Genomic DNA, 18,972 nt, shown 5'->3' with positions numbered 1-18,972 from the left:
GACACCCTGTCGCGGTCCGCGCGAGCGCAACGATCCGACGCCCCGCGAGAGGCCCCGACGCGCCCACCCGGGCGCGGCCGACCGGCTCCCCGGGCCCGCGCCGCGCCCCGCGACCCGACCGTCAGCGCCCTGGAGGCCATGTGACACACACCACCCCCGATCGCCGGGCCCGCCTCGACAACGGCGGGCGCGCTCCCTGGCACCCGCTCGCGCGCGAGGCCTTCGACCGCGCGCTCGACGACGGCTGGGCCGACCCGCGCCGCCTGCACGCGGAGGGCCGCCGCGCCGCCGCGCTGCTCGACGGCGCGCGCGAGGCCGTCGCCGCCGCGCTCGGCGCGCGGACGGAGGAGGTGGTCTTCACCGCGAACCACACGGCGTCCCTGCACACCGGCGTCGCGGCGCTCGCCGGAGGCCGTGCGCGCGTCGGACGCCGGGTCGTGGTCGGTGCGGTCGAGCGCGCCGCGGTGCTGCACGCCGCCGAGCACGGCGGGCTCGAGCGCGAGGTCGTGGGCGTGGACCGTTCGGGCCGCGTCGACGCGGCGGCGATGTCCGACGCCGTCGCACGCCCGGGCGTCGCACTCGCCGCGCTCCAGCTCGCCAACGGCGAGGTGGGCACGCGCCAGCCCGTCGCGGCCGTGCACGAGGCCGCGCGTGCCGTCGGCGTCCCCCTCCTCGTCGACGCGGGGGCGAGCGTCGGCCACGACACGGTCCCGGCGGCGTGGGACGCGCTCGCCGCCGACCCTGCCGACTGGGGCGGAGGTCCCGGCGTCGGGGTCCTGGCGGTCCGGTCCCGCGTACGACGTCGCAGCCCGTTCCCCGAGGACCCGGAGCCGTGGGCCCCCGGCGGGGTGTCCGTGCCCGCGGCGTTCGCGGCCGCCGTCGCGCTCCAGGCGGTGCTGGCGGACCGTGAGGCCGAGGACGCGCGCCGCCGCGCGCTCGTCGACCGGGTCCGCGCGCGCGTCGCCGAGATCCCGGACGTCGAGGTGGTGGGCGACCCGATCGACCGCCTGCCCCACGTGGTGACGTTCTCGTTCCTCTACGTCGACGGCGAGGCGCTGCTCACGGACCTCGACCGCGAGGGCATCGCCGTCGGGTCGGGGTCCGCCTGCACGTCGAGCTCGCTCGAGCCGTCGCACGTCCTGGCCGCGATGGGCGTCCTGACGCACGGCAACGTGCGCGTCGCGCTCGACCGGTCGACGACCGAGGCCGACGTCGATCGCCTGCTCGCCGCGCTGCCCGGGGCGGTCGCGCGCGTGCGCGCCACGCTGGGGGTGCAGGGCCTGTGACGGGGGACGCACCCGAGGTCGTCGACGCGCGCGGGCTGCGCTGCCCGCTCCCGGTGATCAGGATCGCTGCCGCCGCGCGCGACCACGACCCGGGCACACGCCTCACGGTGTGGTCGACGGACCCGGCCGCGCGGCTCGACGTCCCGGCCTGGGCCCGGATGCGCGGTCACACGGTCGTCGCGGAGGAGCCGCTCCCCGGCACCGAAGGCACCGACGCCTGGGCCATCACGGTCGAGCTCGGCGCCTGACCTGCCGGTGGCCCGCCCGACGACGCGAGCCCGGCCGCCCGCGGCGCGGGCGACCGGGCTCGTGCGGTCGTGGTCGGCGTGCGCGCGGCACGCCGGGCGGGTCAGCTGAAGGAGCCGCCGCACGCGCAGGCGCTGCCTGCGTTGGGGTTGTCGATCGTGAAGCCCTGCTTCTCGATCGTGTCGGCGAAGTCGATCGTCGCGCCCTCGAGGTAGGGGACGCTCATCTTGTCGACCACGACCTCGACGCCGTCGTAGTCGCGCAGCGCGTCGCCGTCGAGCACGCGCTCGTCGAAGTAGAGCTGGTAGATCAGGCCGGAGCAGCCGCCGGGCTGCACCGCGACACGCAGGCGCAGGTCGTCGCGACCCTCCTGCTCGAGGAGCGTGCGGACCTTGTCCGCGGCCTCGTCGGTCAGGTTGACGCCGTGCGTGGCAATGTCGGTGGTCTCGCTCATCTCGTCTCCGCGCTGTCGGGGGCAGTGCTGCCCCGGTGGTGGCCGGCTTCTACGGACCTCTCGAGAGAGATCCCGTCAGGTCCTCAACACCACTCGTGCCGGTCGTGTTCCCGAGTCTACGACCACCGGGCGGCGTACGGTCGAACGGAGCCCGCGCCGCACCGGTGGCGCGGCCCGCCGACGGGAGACGCATGGACCAGGTGTTGCACTTCGTCACGGTCGCGACGCGCGACCTGGACGCCGCGCGGAGCTTCTACGGGGCCCTCGGCTGGACCGCGCAGCTCGACGTGCCCGGCGAGATCGTCTTCTACCGCTCCGCGGCGGGCCAGCTCCTCGGCTTCTTCGAGGAGTCGGCCTTCACGCGCGACGCCGGCACCCCGGACGCCACGCCGGCCACGACGGGCCTCACGCTGTCCCACAACGTGGGGTCCCGGTCCGCGGTCGTCGAGCTCGTGCACGCGATGGTCGCCGCAGGCGGGACCGTCCGCAAGGAGCCGCAGGAGGGCGAGTTCGGCGGCGTCTTCCACGCCCACGTCGCCGACCCCAACGGCCTGGTGTGGGAGGTCGCGCACAACCCGGCCTGGTCCGTCCGTGCGGACGGGACGGTCGATCTCGGCTGAGGCGACCCGCGCGTCATCCGCGCGACCACGTGCGGGCGACGCGCTCCACGAGGGCGCGCGGGTCGCCGTCGCCCCACGCGTACGTGCCGCTGAGCCCCGCCGCGGCCTGCTCGCGGCGGCCGGCGACGACGGTGCGCGCCACCACGACCACCGGGAGCGCGTGCCGGGCGGCCCGGGCCGCGACCTCGTGGACCGTCCCCTCCCCCAGCTCGTGCGCCCCGAGCTCGTCCGCGAGCACGACGACGACGTCTACCCCGGGGAGGCGAGCGTCGAACCCGAGGTCGTCGGCGACGACGCGCAGCGCGGGCACGAGCCGGCCGCCCAGCGCCACGACGGCGTGGGCGAGCCCACCCCCGCTCCCGGCCCCCGGCAGGGCTGCCAGGCGACGGCCGGCCGTCGACGCGGCGAGGAGGTCCCGTCCGGCGAGCGCACCCCCGGGCTCCCTGTCGTCCCCCGCCACGCGGTCGACGGCGGACGACACGTCGTGCGCGACCGCGCCGAGCGCACGCTCGAGGTGCTGGGCCGCCGCAGGGTCCACGCCGCGGGCGTCGAGCGCCGCGCTCGCCCCGTGCAGGCCGAGCAGCGGGACGTCGGACGCGACGGCTGCCACGAGGTCGGTGCCGCCCAGCGCGGCCCGTGCGGCGCGCACGACGTCGGCCGTGACGGCGCCCGGGAGGTCTCCACCGTGCTCCGGCGCCCCTGCTAGCGCCAGGAGCGCGCCGAGCCCGCCGTCGTGGCTCGTGCTGCCACCGGTGCCGAGGACGACGCGCCCGGGCGCCCCGTCCGTTCCCTGCGCGGCGTCGGTGGCGAGCGCCAGGAGGTGCCCGACGGCGGACGAGGACCGGGCAGGTACGGCGACGGGCCCCGCGTCGAGCTCGAGCACCTCGACCGCGCCGGTCGCAGGCACCTGGGAGGCGTCGACGTAGACGGTCCGTCGCCCGCCCGCGGCGTCGTCGACCGGTGCCCGGCGGCGGACCGCGACGGGGACGTCGCCCCCGCCCGGTCCCGGGACCACCCCGGCGAGGACCTCGGGCGCGACGGGCGCGACCGCGTCGAGGAACGCCGGCCCGGACGCCGCGAGCGCCACGGTCTCGACCATGGCGTACGGCGACCACCAGCCCGCGACGTCGGCGAGCGTCGGCCCGGCGAGCGCGGGTGGCGACGAGGTCTCCCCGGCCGGCCAGGCGCCGTCGGGCAGGGGCCGGGAGGCGGACCCGGTGAGCAGCACGCGCATGCCCGGATTGTGCCAGGGCACAGGCCCGTCCGGTCTCCGCGGGACGCCCGCTCGACCCCGGCGGCGCTGTGCGACGATGGTCCCGTGAGCACCGGTAGCACCTTGCTGTCGTCCGTGAGCGGACCGAACACCTCGCGCCAGGGCGGGTTCGTCGAACCCAGTCCTTCCGCCCTGCTCCTGCTGGGCCAGGGCCGTGACCTCGCGTCCGAGCGCGGGGTCGAGTGCGTGGGCGACCTGCCCGCGCCGAGCGACCCCGACCTCGTGGAGCGCGCCCGGGTGGCGCGCGCCGCGCTGGGCGAGCGCGCGTTCGTCCTGGGGCACCACTACCAGCGCGACGAGGTCATCGACTTCGCCGACGTGACGGGCGACTCGTTCAAGCTCGCGCGCGAGGCCGCGGCACGGCCCGAGGCGGAGTTCATCCTGTTCTGCGGGGTGCACTTCATGGCCGAGAGCGCCGACATCCTCACGTCGGACGCGCAGCAGGTCGTGCTGCCGGATCTGGCGGCCGGCTGCTCGATGGCGGACATGGCGGCGATCGACCAGGTCGAGGACGCGTGGGACGTGCTCGAGGAGGCCGGCATCGCCGACTCGACGATCCCCGTGACGTACATGAACTCCTCCGCCGCGATCAAGGCGTTCACCGGTCGCCACGGCGGCACGGTGTGCACGTCGTCCAACGCGGAGGTCGCGCTGCGCTGGGCGTTCGACCAGGTGGGCGGCGTCGACGGCACGGGCAAGGTCCTCTTCCTCCCGGACCAGCACCTGGGCCGCAACACCGCGGTGCTCAAGCTCGCGATGTCGCTCGACAACTGCGTGGTGTTCGACCCGCGCAAGCCGAACGGCGGCCTCACGGACGCCGAGCTGCGCGACGCGCGCATGATCCTGTGGCGCGGGCACTGCTCGGTGCACGGGCGGTTCTCCGCGAAGAACGTGAGCGACATCCGCGCCGCGGTGCCGGACGTCAACGTGCTCGTGCACCCGGAGTGCAAGCACGAGGTCGTCACCGCCGCCGACTTCGTCGGGTCGACGGAGTACATCATCACGATGCTCGACGCCGCCGAGCCGGGCTCGTCGTGGGCCATCGGGACCGAGCTCAACCTGGTGCGCCGCGTCGCGCGGGCGCACCCGGACAAGCAGGTGCACTACCTCGACTCGACGGTGTGCTTCTGCTCGACGATGAACCGGATCGACCTGCCGCACCTCGTGTGGGCGATGGAGTCGCTCGTCGCGGGTCGCGTGGTGAACCGGATCGTCGTGGACGCCGACGACGCGCACTGGGCGCGCGTCGCGCTCGACCAGATGCTCGCCCTGCCGGGCATCTAGGGCTCGGAGGCAGGAGCCGACGAGAGCCTCGAGACGCCGGGGCACGCGGAGGTAGGCATGAGCACCGGGAACGGGATGAACGTCGGGATCTTCGTCTTCGACGAGGCGGAGGAGCTCGACGTCGCCGGGCCGTTCGAGGTGCTGTCCGCCTGGGCCGAGCACTCCGCGCTCAAGCCGCACGTGTCCACGTTCTCGTGGGACGGCGGCGGCGTGCGGCTCGCCAAGGGGTTGCGCCTGCTCCCGGACCGCTCGGCGGACGACGTCGGCCCGCTGCACCTGCTGGTCTACCCCGGCGGGTGGGGTACGCGCTCGCTCCTCGCCGACCGCGTGCATCTCGAGTGGCTGCGCGCGATGCGCGCCCAGACCCCGGTCATCGCGAGCGTGTGCACGGGCTCGCTCGTGCTCGCGGCGGCGGGGCTGCTCTCGGGGAGGCCCGCGACCACGCACTGGGAGCACTACGACGAGCTCGCGGAGATCGACCCGAGCGTCGTGGTCGACACCGAGGCGCGGTTCGTCGACGACGGCGACGTCGTCACGTCCGCGGGCGTGTCCGCGGGGATCGACATGGCGCTGCACCTCGTGGCGCGCCTGGAGAGCGACGACGTCGCGCGCGCCGTGCGCCGCGGCATCCAGTACGACCCTGCCCCGCCGGTCTGACGCGCGGACGACGGCCCGACGCGCGACCTCAGGCGCCGGCGGCGGTGGCCCTGCGGGCCGAGGCCGCGTAGCGGCCGGTCCGGTGCGCCCAGAGGTCGAGGGCGACGGTGCAGAACGGCGGGACCGTCGCGGCGAGCGCGAGGAACGTCGTCCAGAGCGACCAGCGGACGCGCACGGCGACGAGCACGGCCAGCGCCACGTAGACCAGCACGAGGGCGCCGTGGATCGGTCCGAAGATCTCCACGCCGCGCTCGGTCGTGCCGGCGACCCACTTGAGGTACATGCCGACGAGCAGCCCGGCCCAGGAGAACGCCTCGGCGATCGCGACCGCCCGGAAGGCGCGGACCTGCCACGGGTGCGCCGGGGTGGGCGACCCGGCGGTGGCGGTGGGGCGAGGGGCGGGGCTCGTCGTCGTCACGGCGCGCATCCTCGCACACGGAGATGACAGGCCTTCCCAGCCGTCGACGGCGAGAAGTACCCGATACCGCTGGTGCGGGGTAGTAGCCTGCCCGGGTGACCCGCCAGATCCAGCTCCTCGTCGCCAGCACGATGCCGCGCAAGGCCGTGCCGGGCCGCGGCGTCCTCGAGCCGTCCGTCACCCGGATGCGCGTGCACCCGGGCGACCTCGACTTCTACCTGCACGTCAACAACGGCGTGTACCTGCAGATGATGGACGTCGCGCGCAGCAACTTCATCGCCGACCTCGGGGGGTTCCCCCTGCTCAAGGGCAAGGGCTGGTACCCCGTCGTCGCGGCGTCGACCATGAAGTACCGCCGTTCGCTCCAGCTCTGGGACCGCTTCGAGATCACGACGCGCGTCGTCGGGTGGGACGAGCGCATCGTCTACCTGGAGCAGGTGTTCTCGCGCCGCGGCGACCTGTGCGCACGCGGCCTCGTCGCGGGCCGGTTCCTCGCCCGCGGGTCCGGTGACCGGATCGCGGCGCCCGACGTCGTCGGGCTGCTGGGCGGCGACGTCACCTCGCCCGAGCTCCCCGACGACGTCGCCCGGTGGTCCCGCGCGGTCGACGTCGCGCACCGCGGCTGACCGCCCGGCGCCCTGGTCGCGGCGAGGGTCGGGTGCTTCGATGGTTCGATGACCGCCGACCGAGCGCCTTCGCCTGACGACCCCGCCCCCGACCCGTTCGACGCGACCATGGTCCCGGCCCTGCCCTGCCAGGACATCGACGAGCTGCGGGACTTCTGGACCGCGCTCGGGTTCGACGTGACGTACCGGCAGCTCCGCCCCAACCCGTACCTCGCGGTCCGTCGCGGCGGCGTCGACATCCACTACTTCGGGCTCGACGGGATCGAGCCGCAGGACAGCTACAGCACGTGCATCGTCGTCGTCGAGGACACGGCTCCGGTCTTCGAGGCGTTCGCGGCGGGCCTGCGCGCCCGCTACGGGCGGCTGCCGCTCACGGGCTTCCCCCGGATCACCCGACCCCGGCGGCGCGCGAACGCGGGTGGGACGACGGGCTTCAGCCTCGTGGACCCCGCAGGAAACTGGGTGCGCGTGATGCGCCGGTCTCCCGCCGCGGCGGCGCCGGCCACGGACGCCGCCGGGGCGTCCGCCGTCGATGCGTACGCCGCCCGCCCCGAGGGGCGGCTCGCCCGGTCGCTGGACGACGCCGTCGTGCAGGCGGACTCGCACGGCGACCCCGTGCAGGCGCGCAAGATCCTCACGGGCGCGCTGCGGCGCGCCGGGGACGACGTCGACGCGGCCGACCGTGTGCGCGCGCTCGCGTATCTCGCCGAGCTCGCGGTCCGCACGGGCGACACGGACGCGGCACGCACGCTGCTCGACGACCTCGAGGCGCTGACGGGCGCGCTCGACACCGCCGTGCGGGACGCCGTCGGGCCGACGCTCGCCGAGGCGGCCGACCTGCGGGCGGCGCTCACCGACTGACCGGGCGAGCGCCGCCGCGCGCTCGGTCAGGCGACCGCGCCACCGAGCCGGGCGAGCAGGAGCGCCTCGGCGAGCACGACCTTCTCGAGCTCGCCGAGGTGCACCGACTCGTTCGCGCCGTGCGCGCGCGAGTCCGGGTCCTCCACGCCCGTCACGAGGATCGCGGCGTCGGGGAACACCTCGAGCAGGTCGGCGATGAACGGGATCGACCCGCCCACGCCGATGTCGACCGGGTCGGTGCCCCACGACGTCGCGAACGCCCACCGCGCCGCGCGCATGGCCTCCGAGTCGCCGGGCGCGAGGAACGGCTTGCCCTGCTCGCCGTCGCGCACGGTGACGCGCGCGCCGAACGGCGCGCTCGACTCCAGGTGGGTGCGCAGGGCCGCCATCGCGGCGGCCGGGTCCTGCCCGGGCGCGAGCCGCACCGAGAGCTTCGCGGTCGCGCGCGGGGCGAGGGTGTTGGACGCGTGCGCCACGCTCGGCGCGTCGAGGCCGATGACGGCGATCGCGGGCTTGGTCCACAGCCGCCCGGCGATGCTCCCCTCCCCCGCGAGCACGGTGCCGTCGAGCAGCGAGGAGTCGGCGCGGAAGTCCGCCTCGGCGTAGTCGACCGTCGGCTCGGCGGCCGTGACCAGCCCGGGGACGGCGACGTTGCCCGCGTCGTCGTGCAGCGTCGCGATCAAGCGCGCGAGCAGGGTCACCGCGTCGAGCACCGGGCCGCCGAACATGCCCGAGTGCACCGCGTGGTCGAGCACCGCGACCTCGACCTCGCAGTCGACGAGGCCCCGCAGCGACGTCGTGAGCGCGGGGACGCCGATCTTCCAGTTCGACGAGTCCGCCACGACGATGACGTCGGCCGCGAGCAGGTCGCGGTACTGCGTGAGGAACGGCAGGAACGTCGGCGAGCCGATCTCCTCCTCCCCCTCCACGAAGACCGTCACGCCGACGGGCAGGTCGCCCAGCCGTCCGCTCTCGGTGAGGGCGCGCAGGGCCCCCAGGTGCGCCACGACACCCGCCTTGTCGTCGGCCGCGCCGCGGCCGTAGAGCCGCCCGTCGCGCTCGGTCGGCTCGAACGGGTCGGTCTCCCACGCGGCGGCGTCGCCCGGGGGCTGCACGTCGTGGTGCGCGTACAGCAGGACGGTCGGGGCGCCGTCGGGCGCGGGACGGCGTGCGACGACGGCGGGCGCGCCCTCGGTGCCGTCGGCGGTCCGGGCGCGCAGCACCTGGACCTCCGGCAGGCCGGCGTCGCGCAGGAGCGCGGCCACGGCGTCCGCGCTCGCGTCGACGTGCGCCTGGTCGAACGCGGCGTTCGAGACGCTCGGCACGCGCACCAGGGACTCGAGGTCCGCGCGCAGCGCGGGGAACAGGCGGGCGACGGTCTCACGGAGAGTCGTCGCGAGGTCGGGGCCGGGGGCGGGGGCGGAGGGTTCGGGTGAGTTCGTCACGACGAGCACGGTACGACAACCAGACCCGCCGGGACCTCCGGGACGCCCCGAGGCCGTACCCCCGCAGGGGGCCTCAGTCCGGGAGGTGGACGTGCGGCGCGCCCGGCCCGCCCCGGTGCTCGAGCTCGAGCGCCGCACTGCGCGCGAGCAGTGCGTCGTAGTCGACGGCGAGGCCGCGCAGGACGAGCTCGATCGCGTCCTCGGCCTCCGCGTCGCTCAGGTGCGTGTCGCCGAAGAGCGCGCGGTACTGGACGAGCGACGCGAACAGGTCCACGACCTGGTCCTGGTCGACGTCCTCGCGCAGGTCGCCGCGGGTCGCCGCCCGGGCCAGGGTCGCGGCCACGGCCCGCCGCGACGGCTCCACCACCACCGCGAGGTAGCGCTCGCGCAGCGCCGGGTCGGGCGCGCACTCCGCGTACAGCGCGGCGAGCACGTCCGGCCGGGTCGCACGGTACGCGCCCAGGAACACTCCGAGGCTCTCGCCCAGGTCGCACAGGGTGCACCCGGTGTCCGGCGCCTCAGGCACGCTCAGTCGGGCCGCGACCGCGGCGAGGGCCAGCGGGGCGCGGCCCGCCCAGCGGCGGTAGATCGCCGGCCTCGTGGTCCCGGCACGGCGCGCGACCTTCTCGAGCGTCAGCTGCGCATAACCCCCCGAGTCCAGGAGCTCGGACGCCGCGTCGAGCACCGCGCGGTCGATCTGGCGGTCGCGCGGACGACCGCCGCCCCCGGGGGCCGGAGTGCCGGAAGCGCTGGACATGGTCGTGATCGTAACGGCGGACCGTCAGCCGCGACGGTCCGGCCGCACGAGGACCCGGACCACGAGCGTCGCCGCGAGACCCACGAGCAGCGCCGCGACGCACGCGTAGGCCGGGAGCGCCTGGGCGGACGCGCCGCCGTCCGCGAGGGGCGTGCCGTCACGGAGCGCCGAGCGCTGCACGACGACGGCCACGATCCCCGCCGTCGCGATGCCGAGCGCCGTGCCGAGCTCGGCCGACACCTCCTGCGTGGCAGCCGCCGAGCCCGTCTGCGCGGGGGGCGCCGACGAGATGACGAGGTCGCTCACGAGCGCTGCCGCGGCACCGTGACCGAGGCCGAGCGCCGCGACCGACACCGCGAGCGCCGGCACGGGGACGTGCGCCCAGCCGACGAACCCCGTCAGCACGGCCCCGGCGACGACCACCCCGAGACTGACGGCCACGACAGCCTCGGGACGGAACCGGGAGGCGAAGGCCGGAGCGAGCAGGGCGCCGAGGATGTTCACCGCGACGTACGGCAGCGTCCACAGGCCCGCCTCGAGCGGATCGAGGCCCGACGCGCGCTGCAGGTGCTGGGTGAACAGGTAGTACACACCGACGACGCCGATCCCGGTGAGCAGCAGCGTGCCGAGGGCGGCGGCCGGCCGGCGCGCGGTCACGAGGCGCAGGTCGAGCAGCGGGTCGGGGAGCCGGCGCTGGCGTCGCACGAAGAGCCAGAGCAGCATCGCTCCGGCGACCAGGACGGCCGCGTCGCGCGCCGCCGTCGGGCCCGTGGAAGGACCGGCCGCGAGCTCCTGGAGCCCGAAGACGACGCCCAGCATGCCCGCGACGGACAGCGCGACGCTCGTCAGGTCGAGCCGCCCTCCGCCGCCCGTCCCGCGTGCCGTCGGCAGGAGCCATGGCCCCAGGAGCACGAGCAGGAGCATCGGCGGCACGTTGACGAGGAAGACGGAACCCCACCAGAACCGCTCGAGGAGGACGCCGCCCAGGACCGGCCCGACCGCCGCACCGACCGAGAAGGCGCTGAACAGGATCGCGATGGCGAGGCGTCGCTGCGCATCGGCACGGAACATCTGGCGCAGGAGGGAGAAGAGCGCGGGCATGAGGGTCGATCCTGCGACCCCCAGCAGAGCCCGGGCGAGGACCAGCGTCCCCGCGTTCGTCGCGGTCGCGGCGACCACGGACAGGGCGGCGAACGCCGTCGCGCCGACGAGCAGGAGGCGACGTGCCCCGACGCGGTCCGCGAGCCGCCCGGCGGTGACGAGCGTCCCGGCGATGAGGAACCCGTAGACGTGCGAGATCCAGAGCGCCTGCGTGGCCGAGGCGTCCAGGTCCGCGGTGATCGAGGGCAGCGCGAAGAACAGGACGGTGAGGTCGGTCGCGACCATGAGCATCGGGAGCACGAGCAGGACCAGCCCCACCCACTCGTGGGGTCCTGCCCGGACGGTCGTGGTCGCGGTGGTCTCGGCGGTGCGGCTCATGTTCCCCTCCAGAGCATTACGATTCAGCATGTAACGCTACTGGACGGCCGTGCTCTGCGCCACCCCTGTCCGCAAGACCTCGATGCCGGGCACTCGTCCGGCTCGACTACGCTGGAGGGGTGTTCTCCCGCAACAAGCCTGCCGCGACCCCCGCCGCCCCCGACCCTGTCGAGCAGGCCGCCGAGATCGAGCGGGCCGGCAAGGGCCGTCCGACGCCCAAGCGCAAGGTGGCCGAGGCCGCGAACAAGCGACCCCTCGTGCCGAACGACCGTCGCGCCGCCGCCAAGTCCGCGCGGGAGAAGCAGCGCGAGATGCGTGACCGGCAGTACCAGGCGATGCAGACAGGCGACGAGCGCTACCTGCCGCCGCGCGACAAGGGCCCGGTCAAGCGCTACGTGCGCGAGTACGTCGACGCGCGCTGGAACCTCGGCGAGTTCTTCCTGCCCGTCGCGCTGGTGTTCATCGTCTTCTCGTTCCTCACCGCGCAGAACCAGGACCTCGCGTTCCTCACGGTGATGACGCTCTACGTCATCGTGCTCCTCACGGTCGTCGACGGCTTCATCATGTGGCGGCGCCTGCGCAAGCGGCTGCTCGCGAAGTTCGGCGAGATCCCCAAGGGCACGACCATGTACGCCGTGATGCGCGCGTTCCAGCTCCGCCGGGCGCGCCTGCCCAAGCCGACGCACAAGAAGCACGGCGTCTACCCGGAGTAGTCGCCGGCCCTCGGCCCCTGTGCGGCTAACCTCGACGTCATGGCGCAGCCCGTGACCGACCTCGAGAGCTTCACGCCCCGGATCCCCGACGCGGTCGTCGACGACCTGCGCTCGCGCCTGCGGGCGACCCGGTGGCTCGACGCGCCGGGCGACCTGGGGTGGGCCGCCGGCACCGACGTCGCGTACCTGCGCGACCTGGTGGCGTACTGGGCCGACGGCTTCGACTTCGCTGCGCACCAGGCACTGCTCGCCGCGCTCCCGAGCCGGCGCGCGACGATCGACGGGACGCGCGTCCACTTCCTCCACGCGCGCTCGACCTCCCGGCCGAACGACGCTCCCCCGCTCCCGCTGCTGCTCGCCCACGGCTGGCCGGACTCCGCATGGCGATACCGCAAGGTCGTGCCGCTCCTGACCACCCCGGGCGCCGGCACGACCCCGGACGCCTCGGGTCGCCGTACCTTCGACCTCGTCGTCCCCGACATGCCCGGCTTCGGCTTCTCCGACGTCCCCGCGGGCGCGACGCCCGACAACCGCGTGGTGGCCGCCCTCTGGGCCGAGCTCATGACCGCGCTCGGCTATGACCGGTTCCTCGTGGCGGGCGGGGACATGGGCAGCCACGTCGCCCGGTTCCTCGCGCTCGACTTCCCCGACCGCGTGATCGCCGTGCACCGTACGGACGCGGGGCTGCCGGTGTTCTCGGGCGACCCCGCCTCGCTCACGCCGGAGGAGCGCGACTGGCTCGAGGAGAGCGCGCGGTGGCGCGCTGCCGAGGGCGCCTACGCGGCGGTGCAGAGCACCAAGCCGCAGACCCTCGCGATCGGGCTCACGGACTCCCCCGCCGGGCTCGCTGCCTGGGTCGTCGAGAAGCTGCGCTCGTGGAGCGACTGCGACGGCGACCTCGAGTCGGCGTACACGCGCGACGAGGTCCTCGCCCTCCTCACCGAGCACTGGGCGGCCGGCAACGTCGGGGCCGGGGTCCGCGCCTACCGCGCCAACGCCGCGATCCCGCGCGAACAGCTCGCTCGCTACGTCGAGGTGCCGTCCGGCTTCTCGGTGTTCGCCGGGGACGTCGTGCGGCCTCCCCGGGCCTGGCTCGACCGCGTCGCGAACACCGTGTACGCCGCCGAACCGCCCCGCGGGGGCCACTTCGCGCCCTTCGAGCAACCGGAGAGCTACGCCCACGAGCTGCGGTCGTTCGTCGACCGGCTGTAGGGAGCGGCCGGGCAAGAGGCGCACCGGTCGCGGGCTTCTTCACTGACCGGTGCCCCCTGCGGCACCTCGGCCGCACCTCACGATAAGAACCGGTTCCGGGTGCACGCCACCTGTCGCGCTCGACGGTTCCGGAGTACGGTCGAAGGGTCGAGTCTGGACCTGGCTCCTCATCCTCTGAAGAAGACGGAGAGCGACATGTCCGTGGACGACCACGCCATCGAGCACGCCCTGGCCCGCGGTGCGAGCCAGCAGATCGGTCAGTACCGTCTGGACCTCACCACCGGCAGCTGGTGGTGGTCCTCCGAGACGTACCGGGTGCACGGCTTCGAGCCGGGCGAGGTGGTGCCGACCACCGAGCTCGTCCTCGCGCACAAGCACCCCGACGACCGCGAGCGGGTGCGCCGGATACTCGACGAGGCCCGTGCGACCGGGGAACCCTTCTCGAGCGTGCACCGCATCATGGACGCCCACGGCAAGGAGCGCTACCTCGTCATCGTCGGCCAGGGTCGTCGTGACCCGGACACGGGCGAGGTCGTCGAGCTCCTGGGCTACTTCGTCGACATCACCGCCACGGTCGCGGCCGGCGGGGAGGAAAGGGCGCACCGAGACATCGCGGCGGCCGCCGCGGGCAGGGGCCCGATCGAGCAGGCCAAGGGCGTCCTCGTGACCGCCTACGGCATCTGTCCGGAGGAGGCGTTCGGGCTGCTCAAGCGCGCCTCGAACGACAAGAACGTCCGCCTCCGGGACCTCGCGCGCGTGGTGGTCGACGAGGCGATGCGCTCCGGTGCGGACTGCGCGGAACGCGTCGACGCGCTCCTGCGCTGAGCGACCGAGCGCGGGAGCCCGGTCGGGCCACGTCCCCGTGGCCCCGGCGGGCCGTCACGACGACCGAGCCCCGTGGCCCCCGCGCGTCAGCAGCGGGCCACGGGGGCTCGCCCGTCCAGCACGAGGACTACTCCGTGCCGATCGCGTCGTCCGCCTTCGACGCACCCTTGTCGATCTGGTCGTCGTGCTTTCCGCCCGTCGCCTTCGACGCGGCGTCACCACCCTTGTCCAGCGCCGCGTCGGACGCCTTCTCGCCCTTGTCGCTGCTCAGCGCGTCGGACGCCTTGCCCTTCAGGTCGTCGATACCCACGATGCACCTCCATCCCGTGGCCCGGTCGGGCCAAGGCACCCATCGTGAACACCGCGCGCGCTCGGTCGCATCTGGCGGCGGGTGCACCTCTCGCCCCGGTTCGTGGCTTCGACCGGGTGCGACCGATCCGCCCTCGTCCCGGAGCCACGGACGCACCGGGAACGGGACATCGACCGCAGACCTCTACGATTCGGTGGTGAACGCAGAACCGGACTGGCTCGTCGAGGCGACGGCGCACAGCGACGTCGGCCAGCTCGCACGCTCGCTCGCGTGGGAGGACACCCCGCTCGGGCCACCGAGCGGCTGGCCGCACGCGCTGCGGCACGCGGTGCGCCTGTGCTTCTCGACACGCTTCCCGGTGATGCTCGTCTGGGGGCCGGAGCTGACCCTGATCTACAACGACGGCTATCGAGACATGCTCGGCACCGACAAGCACCCGAAGGCTCTCGGCGCGCCGGTCCGGGAGGTCTGGGCCGAGATCTGGGACGACATCGGCCCGCTGTTCGACACGGTGCTGACGACCGGAAATGCGACGTGGAGCCAGGACCTGCCCCTGCTGATGAACCGGTCGGGGTTCGCCGAGGAGACCTACTTCACCTTCTCCTACAGCCCGCTGCGGGACGACGAGGGTCACATCGCGGGCGTGCTCGACATCGCGACGGAGACGACCCACGAGGTCGTCAACCAGCGGCGCCTGGTCACGATCGGGGAGCTGCAGGCCGCCCTGCCGACCACGTTCACCACCCTGCGCGCCTTCGCCGAACCCCTCGTCGAGGTGCTGGCCGGCAGCGCGGACGTGGCGCGGGCGGCGTTCTACGACGTCAGCACCGCGCATCCTCGGGTGCTGGTCCACACCGGCGCGGCGCCCGACGCGGTGGAGATCGCCGCCGTCCGGCGCGGCGCGGCGACGGGGCAGCGCGAGGTCGGTGACGGGCTCGTCGTCAAGCCCCTGCGAGACACCAGCCGCCGGCGCATCGCCGGCGTCATGGTCCTCAAGGCCGCCACGGGTCGGCCCTGGGACGACGACTACGCGCGCTACCTGACGGGCCTGGCGACCACGACCGGCGCCGCGCTCCGCGACGCGGTACGGCTCCGCGCCACCCTGGACACCCTGCGCCAGCGCGCCGAGCGCTCCGAGGAGGAGACCGCGCAGGCCCGTGAGCTCGCTCTCGTCCTGCAGCAGGCCGTCATGACGGACCCGCCGCAGCCCGACGACCTCGAGGTCGCGGTGCACTACCAGCCTGCCGCCCTCGACCGCGACATCGGCGGCGACTGGTACGACGCGTTCATGACGCCCGGCGGGGCCACGACGCTCGTCGTGGGCGACGTCGTCGGCCACGACCTCATCGCGGCCGCGACCATGGGCCAGCTGCGCGGCCTCGTGCGCGCGATCGGCTTCGACAGCGACCACCCCCCGGCTCGACTGCTCGAGCGGGTCGACGCCGCCATCGAAGGGCTCGCGCTGGGCCACCAGGCGACGGCGACCGCGGTCGTCGCGCGCATCGAGCAGAGCGAGGACGAGCGGGCGCGTGGCGTGCGCACGGTGCGATGGTCCAGCGCGGGGCACCTGCCCCCGATCCTCGTCCGGGCCGACGGCTCCGCCGAGGTCCTGACCGTGCGCAACGACCTCCCCCTGGGACTGCGTCCCGACGCTCCCCGCCGGGACCACACCGTCGAGCTCTGCGCCGACGACACCCTCGTCCTGTACACCGACGGGCTCGTCGAACGACGGGGCCACAGCCTCCGCGACGACATCGCCGCACTCGCCGAGGCGCTGCGTGGCACGCACCAGGCGACGCTCGACGACGTCATCCGGACCGCGCTCGTCAGGATGCTCCCCGGCGACGGGGAGGACGACGTCGCCCTCGTCGCGCTGCGCACCGGCCCGCAACGCCCTGCCAGGGCGCCAGCGGTCACGGTGCCCGTGCCGACCGCGGCGACCGCCGACTCCGCCGTCTCCTGAGGGACGTCGCGGAACGAACGGCCGGGACACGGCAGAGTAGGTCGGTGAGCACTGACCGCGCGCCGCACGCTCCGGTGCTGCGTGGGCGCCCCACGATCGTCCACCTCGACGCGGACGCGTTCTTCGCGGCGGTCGAGCAGCACCAGCGGCCGTCGCTGCGGGGGCGCCCGGTGCTCGTCGGCGGTGTCGGCCCGCGCAGCGTCGTCGCGACGGCGTCGTACGAGGCGCGGCAGTACGGCGCGCGCTCCGCGATGCCGATGGAGCAGGCGCGGCGGCTGTGCCCGCCCTCGACCGTCGTCGTGGTGCCGCGGTTCGCCGCGTACTCCGCCTACTCGGTCCGGATCATGACGGCTCTGCGCGAGGTCACCGACCTCGTGGAGCCGGTGAGCATCGACGAGGCGTTCGCGGACGTCGCCGGGGCCGTCGAGCCCAGGACCGACCTCGACCTGCTCGCCCGGCGGATCCAGGAGCGGGCGCGCGAGCTGAGCGGGCTCCCGGTCTCGCTCGGGCTCGGCCGGTCCAAGCTCGTCGCGAAGCTCGCCTCGGAGTCCGCCAAGCCCGGCGGCGTCCGGGTCGTCGAGTCGGCCGACGAGGACGCGTTCCTTCTCGACCTGCCCGTGCGGGCGTTGTGGGGCGTGGGGCCGGTCTCGGCCGCGCGCCTCGACGAGCTCGGGGTGCGCACGGTCGCAGACCTGCGCCGCCAGCCGCTCGACACGCTGCTCATGGTGGCCGGAGAGGCGGGCGGCACCAACCTCTACCGGATCGCGCGCGGCTGGGACGACCGACCCGTGACGCCGGTGCGTGAGCGCAAGTCCGCGGGCGCCGAGCACACCTTCGACACGGACCTGCACGGCCGCGGCGCGGTCGCCGCGGCGCTGGACCCCGTGGTCGACGCCGCGCTGGCCCGCCTCGAGCGGCACGCCGTCGCGGCGCGCACGGTCGTCGTCAAGGTGCGCCTCGCCTCGTTCACGACCCTCACCCGCTCGGTCACGCTGCCGCGTCCCACGGCCGACGAGGGAGCCCTGCGCGACGCGGCGCACCGAGCGCTCCGCCTCGCCGACGTCACCGAACCCGTCCGCCTGCTCGGCGTCGCGTTCCATGCCCTGTCCGAGCACGCCCAGCTCATGCTGCCGCTCGGCACCGAGGCGCAGGAGCGCGCGGTCGCACCGGACGCCGTCGAGCGGACTCCCGCGCCGTCGGTGGTCGTCCCCGTGCGGGCGACGGGCGCTCTCCTCGCGCCGGGCCTGGACGTCGCGACCCCGGCCGACGGTCGAGGGTGGATCGTGCGCATCGGCGACGACGGTCGCGTCGCGGTGCGGTTCGAGACCGCGCAGTCCGGCCCGGGCTACCAGCGCTGGGTCGACCCGGAGACCGAGGACCTCACGCTCGTGGAGCCGCTCGGTCCTGACGGCAAGCCCGTCCGCGCCACGGCCACCGACGACGAGGGCTGAGCTCGTGCACGTCTCACGTCCACCTCTGCCGACGAGCGCCCGGCGCCGTGCGCCGTAGGCTCGCGAGCATGCGCTACCGATACCTCGGCAACTCCGGACTCAAGATCTCCGAGATCACCTACGGCAACTGGCTCACCCACGGCTCCCAGGTCGAGAACGACGTCGCGACGGCGTGCGTGCACGCCGCGCTCGACGCCGGCATCTCGACGTTCGACACCGCGGACGTCTACGCGAACACGAAGGCCGAGCAGGTCCTCGGCGACGCGCTGAAGGGTCAGCGTCGCGAGTCGCTCGAGATCTTCACGAAGGTCTACTGGCCGACCGGCCCCGGCGGCCCCAACGACACGGGCCTGTCGCGCAAGCACGTCATGGAGTCGATCAACGGCTCGCTGAAGCGCCTCGGCACCGACTACGTCGACCTCTACCAGGCCCACCGGTACGACACGGGGACGCCGCTCGAGGAGACGATGCAGGCGTTCGCGGACATCGTCCGGCAGGGCAAGGCTCTGTACATCGGCGTCTCCGAGTGGACCGCCGACCAGATCCGCGCCGGCGCCGCGCTCGCGAAGGACCTGGGCTTCCAGCTCATCTCCTCCCAGCCGCAGTACTCGATGCTGTGGCGCGTCATCGAGGAGGAGGTCGTGCCGACGTCGCGCGAGCTGGGCCTGTCGCAGATCGTCTGGTCGCCGATGGCCCAGGGCGTGCTCTCGGGCAAGTACCTGCCCGGCCAGGCCGCCCCGGCGGGCTCGCGCGCGGCCGACGAGAAGGCGGGCCGCGGCGGGATCTCGCAGTTCATGACCGACGACGTCCTCACGAGGGTGCAGGGCCTCAGGCCCGTCGCGGACGAGCTGGGCCTGACCATGCCGCAGCTCGCCGTCGCGTGGGTGCTGCAGAACGACAACGTCGCGGCGGCGCTCGTCGGCGCCTCCCGGCCCGAGCAGGTCGCGGAGAACGTCGAGGCGTCCGGCGTGACGATCCCCGCCGAGCTCCTGGCGCGCATCGACGACGTCCTGGGCGACGTCGTCGAGCGGGACCCGGGCAAGACGGCGGAGAACGCGCCGCAGACGCGCGTCGCCTGAGTCCCCGCACGCG

Annotated in this window: 20 protein-coding genes; 13 read left to right on the top strand and 7 right to left on the bottom strand. The window is 74.5% G+C overall.

Going from position 1 to position 18,972, the window contains the following annotated elements; genetic code table 11:
* Positions 1–140: 140 nt before the first annotated feature.
* Both JN535_RS05105 and JN535_RS05100 read left to right on the top strand, forming a co-directional pair.
* Complete coding sequence (locus tag JN535_RS05105; protein WP_205203260.1) at positions 141–1,286, top strand: cysteine desulfurase family protein; 1,146 nt, start codon at positions 141–143, stop codon at positions 1,284–1,286.
* The gene (locus JN535_RS05100; RefSeq protein WP_205203257.1) at positions 1,283–1,534 is read left to right on the top strand and encodes a sulfurtransferase TusA family protein; all 252 of its coding nucleotides are present in this window, start codon (positions 1,283–1,285) and stop codon (positions 1,532–1,534) included. The genes JN535_RS05105 and JN535_RS05100 overlap by 4 nt, the downstream gene beginning before the upstream one ends.
* A 101-nt stretch (positions 1,535–1,635) precedes the next feature.
* Here JN535_RS05100 and erpA read toward each other — a convergent pair whose 3' ends face one another.
* A complete protein-coding gene (gene erpA / locus JN535_RS05095) occupies positions 1,636–1,986 on the bottom strand; it encodes an iron-sulfur cluster insertion protein ErpA (RefSeq protein WP_043658948.1) in 351 nt (116 codons plus the stop codon).
* 191 nt (positions 1,987–2,177) lie between these two features.
* On the opposite strand from erpA, the gene JN535_RS05090 reads away from it, so the two are divergent.
* Positions 2,178–2,606 (top strand): VOC family protein, encoded by a 429-nt coding sequence (locus JN535_RS05090; protein ID WP_205203248.1) that lies wholly within the window; start codon positions 2,178–2,180, stop codon positions 2,604–2,606.
* A 13-nt stretch (positions 2,607–2,619) separates the two neighbouring features.
* Here the strand turns inward: JN535_RS05090 and JN535_RS05085 are convergent, their stop codons facing one another.
* Complete coding sequence (locus JN535_RS05085; protein WP_205203239.1) at positions 2,620–3,840, bottom strand: glycerate kinase; 1,221 nt, start codon at positions 3,838–3,840, stop codon at positions 2,620–2,622.
* Positions 3,841–3,954: 114 nt separating this feature from the next.
* Here JN535_RS05085 and nadA point away from each other — a divergent pair, with 114 nt between their 5' ends.
* Positions 3,955–5,163, top strand: coding sequence for a quinolinate synthase NadA (nadA, locus tag JN535_RS05080; protein ID WP_205204573.1), 1,209 nt, complete (start codon positions 3,955–3,957; stop codon positions 5,161–5,163).
* Between the two features lie 57 nt (positions 5,164–5,220).
* Positions 5,221–5,820 (top strand): DJ-1/PfpI family protein, encoded by a 600-nt coding sequence (locus JN535_RS05075; RefSeq protein ID WP_205203237.1) that lies wholly within the window; start codon positions 5,221–5,223, stop codon positions 5,818–5,820.
* Between the two features lie 28 nt (positions 5,821–5,848).
* On the opposite strand, the gene JN535_RS21175 is transcribed toward JN535_RS05075, so the two are convergent.
* Positions 5,849–6,238, bottom strand: a complete 390-nt coding sequence (locus JN535_RS21175; protein WP_307868250.1) for a DUF3817 domain-containing protein — start codon at positions 6,236–6,238, stop codon at positions 5,849–5,851.
* A gap of 95 nt (positions 6,239–6,333) precedes the next feature.
* Here JN535_RS21175 and JN535_RS05065 point away from each other — a divergent pair, with 95 nt between their 5' ends.
* Both JN535_RS05065 and JN535_RS05060 read left to right on the top strand, forming a co-directional pair.
* Positions 6,334–6,864: an acyl-CoA thioesterase gene (locus JN535_RS05065; protein ID WP_205203233.1), complete on the top strand. Its 531-nt coding sequence runs from the start codon at positions 6,334–6,336 to the stop codon at positions 6,862–6,864.
* A 48-nt stretch (positions 6,865–6,912) separates the two neighbouring features.
* Positions 6,913–7,725 (top strand): hypothetical protein, encoded by an 813-nt coding sequence (locus JN535_RS05060; protein WP_240200661.1) that lies wholly within the window; start codon positions 6,913–6,915, stop codon positions 7,723–7,725.
* Between the two features lie 26 nt (positions 7,726–7,751).
* Here JN535_RS05060 and JN535_RS05055 read toward each other — a convergent pair whose 3' ends face one another.
* From JN535_RS05055 to JN535_RS05045, 3 genes are all read right to left on the bottom strand, one after another.
* Positions 7,752–9,170, bottom strand: a complete 1,419-nt coding sequence (locus JN535_RS05055) for a dipeptidase (RefSeq protein ID WP_205203225.1) — start codon at positions 9,168–9,170, stop codon at positions 7,752–7,754.
* 73 nt (positions 9,171–9,243) lie between these two features.
* A complete protein-coding gene (locus JN535_RS05050) occupies positions 9,244–9,927 on the bottom strand; it encodes a TetR/AcrR family transcriptional regulator (RefSeq protein WP_205203223.1) in 684 nt (227 codons plus the stop codon).
* A gap of 24 nt (positions 9,928–9,951) precedes the next feature.
* Positions 9,952–11,406 (bottom strand): MFS transporter, encoded by a 1,455-nt coding sequence (locus tag JN535_RS05045; protein WP_205203221.1) that lies wholly within the window; start codon positions 11,404–11,406, stop codon positions 9,952–9,954.
* 119 nt (positions 11,407–11,525) lie between these two features.
* Between JN535_RS05045 and JN535_RS05040 the strand changes: the two genes are divergently transcribed.
* The 3 genes from JN535_RS05040 (at position 11,526) to JN535_RS05030 (ending at position 14,156) form a co-directional block, all read left to right on the top strand.
* A complete protein-coding gene (locus JN535_RS05040) occupies positions 11,526–12,119 on the top strand; it encodes a DUF3043 domain-containing protein (protein ID WP_205203219.1) in 594 nt (197 codons plus the stop codon).
* Positions 12,120–12,158: 39 nt separating this feature from the next.
* Positions 12,159–13,331: an epoxide hydrolase family protein gene (locus tag JN535_RS05035; protein WP_205203217.1), complete on the top strand. Its 1,173-nt coding sequence runs from the start codon at positions 12,159–12,161 to the stop codon at positions 13,329–13,331.
* A 195-nt stretch (positions 13,332–13,526) separates the two neighbouring features.
* Positions 13,527–14,156: a PAS and ANTAR domain-containing protein gene (locus JN535_RS05030; RefSeq protein ID WP_205203215.1), complete on the top strand. Its 630-nt coding sequence runs from the start codon at positions 13,527–13,529 to the stop codon at positions 14,154–14,156.
* 127 nt (positions 14,157–14,283) lie between these two features.
* Here JN535_RS05030 and JN535_RS05025 read toward each other — a convergent pair whose 3' ends face one another.
* Positions 14,284–14,466 (bottom strand): antitoxin, encoded by a 183-nt coding sequence (locus tag JN535_RS05025; protein WP_205203213.1) that lies wholly within the window; start codon positions 14,464–14,466, stop codon positions 14,284–14,286.
* Between the two features lie 196 nt (positions 14,467–14,662).
* On the opposite strand from JN535_RS05025, the gene JN535_RS05020 reads away from it, so the two are divergent.
* The 3 genes from JN535_RS05020 (at position 14,663) to JN535_RS05010 (ending at position 18,959) form a co-directional block, all read left to right on the top strand.
* Positions 14,663–16,429, top strand: a complete 1,767-nt coding sequence (locus JN535_RS05020) for a SpoIIE family protein phosphatase (protein ID WP_205203211.1) — start codon at positions 14,663–14,665, stop codon at positions 16,427–16,429.
* Positions 16,430–16,473: 44 nt separating this feature from the next.
* Entirely contained in the window at positions 16,474–17,880 is a 1,407-nt protein-coding gene (locus tag JN535_RS05015; RefSeq protein ID WP_205203210.1) for a DNA polymerase IV, read from the top strand.
* 68 nt (positions 17,881–17,948) lie between these two features.
* Positions 17,949–18,959, top strand: coding sequence for an aldo/keto reductase family protein (locus tag JN535_RS05010; protein ID WP_205203208.1), 1,011 nt, complete (start codon positions 17,949–17,951; stop codon positions 18,957–18,959).
* The last annotated feature ends 13 nt before the right edge of the window (positions 18,960–18,972 follow it).

The sequence above is a fragment of the Cellulosimicrobium cellulans genome, from assembly GCF_016921195.1.
Taxonomy (GTDB): Bacteria; Actinomycetota; Actinomycetes; order Actinomycetales; family Cellulomonadaceae; genus Cellulosimicrobium; species Cellulosimicrobium cellulans_F.
Note: the sequence above shows the minus strand (reverse complement) of the source record. Positions and strands in the feature narration are given on the sequence as shown.

Coding starts and splice junctions, on each gene's coding strand:
- erpA (WP_043658948.1), bottom strand. CDS start 1,986: ATGAGCGAGACCACCGACATTGCCACGCACGGCGTCAACCTGACCGAC.
- JN535_RS05090 (WP_205203248.1), top strand. CDS start 2,178: ATGGACCAGGTGTTGCACTTCGTCACGGTCGCGACGCGCGACCTGGAC.
- JN535_RS05085 (WP_205203239.1), bottom strand. CDS start 3,840: ATGCGCGTGCTGCTCACCGGGTCCGCCTCCCGGCCCCTGCCCGACGGC.
- JN535_RS05075 (WP_205203237.1), top strand. CDS start 5,221: ATGAGCACCGGGAACGGGATGAACGTCGGGATCTTCGTCTTCGACGAG.
- JN535_RS05060 (WP_240200661.1), top strand. CDS start 6,913: ATGACCGCCGACCGAGCGCCTTCGCCTGACGACCCCGCCCCCGACCCG.
- JN535_RS05050 (WP_205203223.1), bottom strand. CDS start 9,927: ATGTCCAGCGCTTCCGGCACTCCGGCCCCCGGGGGCGGCGGTCGTCCG.
- JN535_RS05045 (WP_205203221.1), bottom strand. CDS start 11,406: ATGAGCCGCACCGCCGAGACCACCGCGACCACGACCGTCCGGGCAGGA.
- JN535_RS05035 (WP_205203217.1), top strand. CDS start 12,159: ATGGCGCAGCCCGTGACCGACCTCGAGAGCTTCACGCCCCGGATCCCC.
- JN535_RS05030 (WP_205203215.1), top strand. CDS start 13,527: ATGTCCGTGGACGACCACGCCATCGAGCACGCCCTGGCCCGCGGTGCG.
- JN535_RS05010 (WP_205203208.1), top strand. CDS start 17,949: ATGCGCTACCGATACCTCGGCAACTCCGGACTCAAGATCTCCGAGATC.